This is a genomic window from Desulforegula conservatrix Mb1Pa, assembly GCF_000426225.1.
Lineage (GTDB): Bacteria > Desulfobacterota > Desulfobacteria > Desulfobacterales > Desulforegulaceae > Desulforegula > Desulforegula conservatrix.
On the sequence record NZ_AUEY01000048.1, the window covers coordinates 22,950 to 30,481 of the forward strand.

Below are 7,532 nucleotides of genomic sequence, written 5' to 3' on the forward strand. Positions count from 1 at the left end.
AGGAGACAATAACGTGGCTGATATACTTGGAAGTTTGAGACGCACGCATTACTGCAATGATCTTCGTGCCTCGGATGTTGGAAGTGAAGTTATTCTCATGGGCTGGGTTCAGCGTCGCAGAGACCACGGCGGAGTAATTTTTGTTGATTTAAGGGACAGAGATGGAATCACACAGATCGTTTTCAGCCCTGAAATTTCAGAAACAGTACATGCCAAAGCCCATTCCCTCAGAAGCGAGTTTGTGATCGGAGTAAAAGGTCGGGTTGAAAACAGGCCTGATGGCATGCTCAATTTTAATATAGCAACAGGTGCGATAGAAGTAATTATTACTGAACTCAGCATTTTCAATGAGTCAAAGACTCCTCCTTTCATGATTGAGGATGGAATTGACGCCAATGAGAATATCAGGCTCACATATCGTCATCTCGACCTTAGGCGTCCTGAACTCCAGAAGAATATAATCATGAGGCACAGGGTTGGCAGAGCTGTCCGTGAATTCATGAATGAAAACGGATTCCTTGACATAGAGACTCCTTTTCTCACAAAGAGCACCCCTGAAGGAGCCCGCGACTATCTTGTGCCGAGCCGGGTTAACCCAGGACAGTTTTACGCTCTACCTCAATCACCCCAGCTTTTCAAACAGCTTCTGATGGTTTCAGGTTTTGACAGATATTATCAGATTGTGCGCTGTTTCAGGGATGAGGATTTAAGAGCGGACCGCCAGCCTGAATTTTCCCAGATAGACCTTGAAATGTCCTTTGTCGGTGAATCTGATGTTATGGCAACCGGAGAGGGTATTACAAAAAAAGTTTTTAAAGACGCTCTTGGGATAGACCTTGAAACACCATTTGAACATATTACCTATGCAGAGGCTATTTCAAGATTTGGCCTTGATAAACCGGATATGAGATTCGGGCTTGAGCTTAAAGATCTTTCTGATGTTGCAAAAAACTCCAGTTTCAAGGTTTTTGCGGATGTGGTCAAAAAAGGCGGAATAGTTAAAGCCATGAACGCCAAAGGCTGCATAGACATGTCCAGAAAGGATATTGATGACCTTACAGCATTTGCCGCAATATATAAGGCAAAAGGCCTTGCATGGATAAAAGTTAAGGAAAATGAGTGGCAGTCTCCGATTGCAAAATTCTTCACAGATGATGAAAAGGCTGAAATGGCAAGGATTCTTGACATGCAGCCAGGAGACCTGATTTTCTTTGTCGCAGATCAGATAACAGTGGTTAACGAGGCTCTCGGAAACCTCAGAAATCATCTTGCCAAAAAGCTCAATCTCATCCCTGAAAACACCTTCAGGTTTGTCTGGGTGACTGAATTCCCGCTTTTTGAATATGATGAGCATGAAAAACGTTATCACTCCCTGCACCATCCTTTTACTTCTCCTTTTGAAGAAGATTACGCAAAACTTGATTCAAACCCTCTTGATGTAAGATCGAGGGCCTATGACCTTGTTCTGAACGGATATGAGATTGGCGGCGGAAGCATAAGAATCTTTGATCCTGAACTTCAGAAAAAGATTTTCAGCGTTCTCGGCCTCAAGGATGAGGAAGTCGCGGAAAAATTCGGATTCCTTACAGACGCACTTTCATATGGCGCGCCTCCACATGGCGGTATGGCATTTGGTTTTGACAGGCTTGTGATGCTTTTATGCGGAGAGACTTCCATCCGCGACGTCATTGCATTTCCTAAAACCCAGAAAGCTGGATGTCTCCTGACATCTGCGCCTGACAAGGTTTCCCATGCCCAGCTTCAGGAACTTTCGTTAAGAGTTGTTGTCCAGGAGTGATAAGCCTGACTTAATAAAAAGGTCCGCGGCAGATCATGTGCCGCGGACATTCCTCCCCTTGCGCCTCTTCATTCCCCAGCCTTGCCACGTATAAGAATAATGTTGTAATTGCAACTTTTCATGTGATACAAAAATACAAGTTTGCATTTCATAAATAATTCCACAGTGTCAATTCATCCAGCTCAATCTTTTTTACTCAAAGTTTTTATAGGCGACTATTAAATTGAACCCCAATAAGGAGGCAGCGATGGAAGCGGCTAAACCTAATCAGCCATCTGCAGGCCGGGAAGGGAAATACCTTACATTCAGGCTGGGAAACGAGGAATACGGAGTCGGCATAATGCGAATCCGTGAGATTATTGGCATGATGCCGGTTACCTCTGTCCCGCAGACACCTGGATTTGTTAAAGGCGTTATAAATCTTCGCGGCAAAGTAATCCCTGTAATTGATCTTAGACTCAGATTCCAGATGGAAGAAGTCCAGTATGATGAAAGGACATGCATAATTGTTCTTGAGATTACAACAAGGGAATCCCATCTCCAGATAGGCGTTGTTGTTGATTCTGTGTCAGAGGTTCTCAACATCAGGGAGGATGATATCGAGGCAACGCCAGCATTCGGGATCAAGCTGAATACTGACTACATACTCGGAATGGCAAAAGCAGGCGGCAGTGTCAAGATTCTTCTTGATATTGATAAGGTTCTGACAGAAAGCGAACTCATCCTGCTTGATAAAACCGCGTGATTGTATTTTCATTCTGTTCAACTGGAAAAATGGAGGATATCCATGTTTAAAAATATGAAACTTGGGGCAAAGATAGCATCTGGTTTTGGAATTCTAATTGCAATTATTTTAATACTTGGTGTTATTGCTGTCGTTAATATGAGGAGCGCAAAAAAAAATGCAGAAAATATCAATGATAAATACGTCGAGGAAGTTGCAATAGTCGGGCAGCTCGAAAGACGTATACAGCGATATATGTACAATATGCGCGGGTATGGATTTACAAATGAAAAAAAATATCTGGATCTTGCAAATGATGATATCGTCAAGGTCAAAGAAAGTCTGGCAAACGCAAAAAAGCTCTCTGATTCTTATCCTGAACTTGTGACCCTTGGAAAAAATGTCCCTTCAATTACAGCTAAAATGTCGGAATATGAGAAACTGGCCAAAGACACGGTTGACACAGTGACTTCTCAGTCAGGCATAAGAACTGCTATGGAAGAATCGTCCGTGGTATTTGAGACAAACTGCACTGAATTTGTTAAATCCCAGAAAGAAGCCTTTGATAAGGAAGCAGGAACAGGCGCTCCGGTTGATCAGATTCGGGAGAGATTCAAAAAAATAGATATGGTAAACACCATACTCGATAATGGCAAGCAGCTTAGAATCGCAAATTTAAGAAGTATGAATCTTAGAAATGACGATATCATTAAATCAAAGCTATCAGCCTTTGATGAAATAGCCAAGATTGCTGCTGATTTGAAGCCTATTACAAAACATGCTGCCAATCTTAAACAGATTGATGAAATAATATCATCGTCTTCAGGGTATAAAAAATCCTTGCTGGAATTTTTTGAAAAAACTGCTTCCCTGAGCACAATAAACGATAAGCGCATTGAAATTGGAACTGCCGCTCTTGAGCTCGCAAGGGAGACCTCTCTTGGTGCCAACGAGATCATGAGAAAAGTCAGCGAAGATTCTGTGTCAGGTTTGAAACAGGCTTCTTATATAATGTTTGTTGGCCTTGTAATAGCGGTCGCTGTTGGCTGTTTTCTCGCTTTTTTTATCACCATAAGCATAACTCGTCCTGTAAGAAATGTAATAACAGGTCTTGGCGAGGGCGCAAATCAGGTAGCGGCTGCCGCAAATCAGGTGGCATCCGCCAGCCAGTCCCTTGCTGAAGGCGCTTCGGAACAGGCTGCGTCACTCGAGGAAACATCATCATCCCTTGAAGAAATGTCTTCCATGACCAAACGCAATGCGGATAATGCGGCCCAGGCCGACAATCTGATGAAAGAAGCCAATTCGGTTGTCAACAAGGCCTCGAAATCAATGACAGATCTTACAAAATCAATTTGTGAGATTTCAGACGCTAGCCGTCAGACCCAGAAGATCATAAAAACAATTGATGAAATAGCTTTTCAGACAAATCTTCTTGCACTCAACGCTGCCGTCGAGGCTGCAAGGGCAGGTGAGGCCGGAGCCGGTTTTGCGGTTGTTGCGGAAGAGGTGAGGAATCTCGCCCTGCGTTCAGCTGATGCAGCCAAGAATACAGCAACAATGATAGAAGATACTGTAAAAAAAGTAACGGATGGAACAACCCTTCTTGACCAGACCAACAGTGCTTTTGGTGAAGTTGCGACATCCACGGCCAAGGTAGGTGATCTTGTGAGCGAAATTTCAGCGGCCTCCGATGAACAGGCAAAGGGAATTGAGCAGATCAACCGGGCTGTGACTGAAATGGACAAGGTCACCCAGCAGAACGCGGCCAATGCCGAGGAGTCTGCAAGTGCTTCAGAGGAATTGAGCGCCCAGTCCCAGCAGATGATGGATTATGTGAACCAGCTTACTGCCATAGTGGGCGGAAAGGAAACCATTTATCATTCATCCACCCCTGCACGTTCGGGCCATTTGTTGGCTTCGTCAGGCAGAAAGCCAAAATTGTTAAGGCCGGTTGTCAAAAAAACTTCGGGGCAGGTTCATCCCCAGGTTTCAGGAACCTCGAGGGAAGTTAGGCCAGATCAGGTTATACCGCTTGATAATGACGATTTTGAGGATTTTTAGAGCATAAAAAAAATTGGCTCTGATTCTTAATGGCCATTCACATCCTGATAATTGAAATTCAAAACCGGGCTTTGGGTAACTTCTTTAAGATGTTGCCCAAGGCCCTTAAAATTTTCATTATTCCTTTGTTCAGCTGTTCATTTCACCGCAAAATACTTCCTTTCTTCTTTTTTTTAGAGACAGCCCAACGCAAAAAAAACAAAGCCTTCCATGCTATGTTTTTGTTTTTCACATGAAGACCCTCAGTAATGACTGCAAGCGGATTTTTTGTCACCTTGTCTCCATCTGAAATAATACTACCCGTGGGAATTTGTATATCCCCGTAATCAAGTGTTTCACAATGAAAAGCCTGACAATCAATCATGAATGGTTTTTGTTTCATTTTGAAATCATCATTTACACCATTAAAATTTATCATAAAATATTTATATTTAATTCAATATGTTATGTCTCATGATCGCTGTGGCACGCTTGCTGCTATCCGTGTTTGCCCAGGAGATGACATCATGGAACGCATACTTGTAAGCATGGGCGCCGGGCATGGAGCTTGGGACGCCTGGAACAGGGCAATACTCCTTGCAAGGAGAATAGGGACTGACGCAAGGGTCTATGCACTTATGATCATGCCTTCCGGGCATGGCGGAAACAGTCTTCATGATGGTGAAATCAGCATAGTCAGGGAACGCTTTGAACTTCAGATAGAGCTTGCGAAGTCAGAAGGCATCCATGTCGAATACTTCATCACTGAAGGGGATTATGAGGAAGAGGTGATCAGGTTTGCAAAAAGCAACAGGATTACTCTTCTTGTGATTGAGTCAACAGAGGGTAGTGGGCGGAATAATGCAAAGGGTGGAATGAATTCCCTGCGCAGGATTATTCACAGGATTTTATGTCGTGTGGATCTGGTTACACCCTTGAAAATTAAACAAACGGGCAAAGGAGAGAAAGTAAAACATGGGAATTCCACTGCATCTTTACCTGCCGATAGCAGGAAACAGCGTTAACATTTTGGCTATTTTAGGCCTCGGCGGGGCCGTTGGGTTGCTGTCCGGCATATTTGGCGTAGGCGGGGGCTTTTTAATGACGCCTCTTCTGATCATGCTCGGCATACCTCCCACAGTGGCGGCTGCTTCTGATTCAAACCAGATTGTCGGGGCGTCAACATCAGGGACTGTGGCCCATCTAAAACTTGGCAACGTCGATATAAGGATGGGTATCCTGCTTTTGATAGGCGGTGTTCTGGGCGGCACAGTTGGTGTTTATGTCATCAAGTTTCTCAAACAGCTCGGCAATGCCGATTTTCTTATCAATGTCACCTATGTGATAATGCTTGGCGTAATCGGTGGATATATGTTTTTCGAGAGTATCCAGTCCATGAGAAAATCATCTGCTGAGCCTGTTATGAAAAAAAAGAAGGAGTCTTTTTTGGGCAACGTGATCAAAAATCTGCCAGGACAAATGGATTTTACGAGATCAGGCGTAAAGATGTCCCTTGTGATACCACTCTTTCTCGGAGTTCTGGTTGGAATCCTTGCCGCAATCATGGGGGTTGGAGGCGGATTCATCATGGTTCCTGTAATGGTCTATATACTTCGTATGCCAATGCATGTCGTTGTTGGAACAAGTCTTTTCCAGATTCTTTTCACATGTATAAACGTAACTGTGATGCAGGCTTGGAAGAATCATTCTGTCGATTTTGTTCTTGCCCTTCTTCTTCTTCTTGGGTCTGCCATCGGCGCCCAGATAGGCGCAAAGATAGGCAAAAAACTGAAGGCAGATCAGCTCAAGATTCTCCTTGCATCCCTTGTTCTTGTTGTAATGGTCAAGATGCTTTTCCAGCTCCTGGCAACACCTGATATACTGCTTTCTTACACAGGAGGACATTCATAGATGAAGATCAGAATCACCGCCTTAGTTTTTATGATGATTATGGCCATCGCATTTCAGGCTTTTGCCGGGACTGAAGCCAAATTAGAAGTGGGCGCTAAGCTTATTGACATAAATACTTTCTATAACGGCACAAGTTTGAAGGTGTCGGGCTCGGTTCCCGAAGGCTGCGAAGCTGTTCTAAGGTTCGTAGGCAGTTCCTCGGAGCTTCATATGAAGGAAAAAGGAAAGGCAATGGGAGTTTTGTGGATGAACCTGAACTCTCTTACGTTCAAGAATGTTCCAGGAGTTTTTCTTGTAAACACTTCTGAAACATTTTCCAAGTCCGATGAAAATTATGGAACAATGAAAAAAATCGGTCTTTCCAGCCTCAGGGATTCAATCGGAGTTGAAGCTGACAAGACAGACAAAACCCTTGCCGTTGATGAGCTTCTCAAATTGAAACAGCAGGAAGGGCTTTATAATGAAGTCTCCGGCAATATTCTTTATTTGCCGGGCATGGCAGGACAGAAAGCATTCAAGGCAGAAATCAGCGTTCCGTCACGACTCTTGCCTGGAGAATATTCCATTGAACTTTTAGCCGTTCAGGACGGGCAGATTGTCTCCCAGGCAAAGCAGAATATTACTGCTGGTCTGAGCGGTTTTCCAAAATTGATGTCAAGCCTCGCATTCGGGAATTCACTTCTTTACGGTGTTCTTGCAACTGTGATTGCTATTTTTTCAGGTCTCGGCATAGGCATGGTCTTTCAGAGCAAGGGGGCGCATTAGTAACGCTCCTTATAATTAATCATAAGTAAACCCCCGGCTCTGCCGGTGGACTCACAGAGTTTGACAGATCCTGGAATAAGAAGAAGTCTCCAATAACTGAACCGCCTAAAGTTCAAGTTAAAGGAGACTTCAATGAGCGAGAGACAAAGCCTAAGCCATAGTACCTGGGAATGCAAGTATCATGTAGTATGGATTCCAAAGTATAGAAAAAAGACTATTTATGTAGAATTGAGGAAATATTTGGGAGATGTATTTCGAGATTTGGCCAGACAAAAAGAAAGTGCAATATTG

At 43.7% G+C, this 7,532-nt stretch carries 8 protein-coding genes; 7 read left to right on the top strand and 1 reads right to left on the bottom strand.

Translation table 11 applies throughout. The annotated features are described in order from the left end of the window. Positions 1 to 13: 13 nt before the first annotated feature. The 3 genes from aspS to K245_RS0115065 all read left to right on the top strand — a co-directional run bounded on the left by aspS (position 14) and on the right by K245_RS0115065 (position 4,586). Positions 14 to 1,798, top strand: a complete 1,785-nt coding sequence (gene aspS, locus K245_RS0115055) for an aspartate--tRNA ligase (protein WP_027359899.1) — start codon at positions 14 to 16, stop codon at positions 1,796 to 1,798. A 247-nt stretch (positions 1,799 to 2,045) separates the two neighbouring features. Then, complete coding sequence (locus K245_RS0115060) at positions 2,046 to 2,543, top strand: chemotaxis protein CheW (protein WP_027359900.1); 498 nt, start codon at positions 2,046 to 2,048, stop codon at positions 2,541 to 2,543. 42 nt (positions 2,544 to 2,585) lie between these two features. Next, positions 2,586 to 4,586, top strand: coding sequence for a methyl-accepting chemotaxis protein (locus K245_RS0115065; protein WP_027359901.1), 2,001 nt, complete (start codon positions 2,586 to 2,588; stop codon positions 4,584 to 4,586). Positions 4,587 to 4,728: 142 nt separating this feature from the next. Here the strand turns inward: K245_RS0115065 and K245_RS0115070 are convergent, their stop codons facing one another. Then, entirely contained in the window at positions 4,729 to 4,968 is a 240-nt protein-coding gene (locus tag K245_RS0115070; protein WP_084156331.1) for a hypothetical protein, read from the bottom strand. A gap of 124 nt (positions 4,969 to 5,092) precedes the next feature. Between K245_RS0115070 and K245_RS24775 the strand changes: the two genes are divergently transcribed. The 4 genes from K245_RS24775 to K245_RS24780 form a co-directional block, all read left to right on the top strand. Further along, positions 5,093 to 5,590, top strand: coding sequence for a universal stress protein (locus tag K245_RS24775; protein ID WP_051284187.1), 498 nt, complete (start codon positions 5,093 to 5,095; stop codon positions 5,588 to 5,590). Then, positions 5,541 to 6,476: a sulfite exporter TauE/SafE family protein gene (locus K245_RS0115080; RefSeq protein WP_027359903.1), complete on the top strand. Its 936-nt coding sequence runs from the start codon at positions 5,541 to 5,543 to the stop codon at positions 6,474 to 6,476. Before K245_RS24775 ends, K245_RS0115080 begins: the two co-directional genes overlap by 50 nt. Next, complete coding sequence (locus tag K245_RS0115085) at positions 6,477 to 7,241, top strand: TIGR02186 family protein (RefSeq protein ID WP_027359904.1); 765 nt, start codon at positions 6,477 to 6,479, stop codon at positions 7,239 to 7,241. Positions 7,242 to 7,373: 132 nt separating this feature from the next. After that, positions 7,374 to 7,532: transposase (locus K245_RS24780; protein WP_035277391.1), on the top strand; the 159-nt coding region annotated here is incomplete at its 3' end.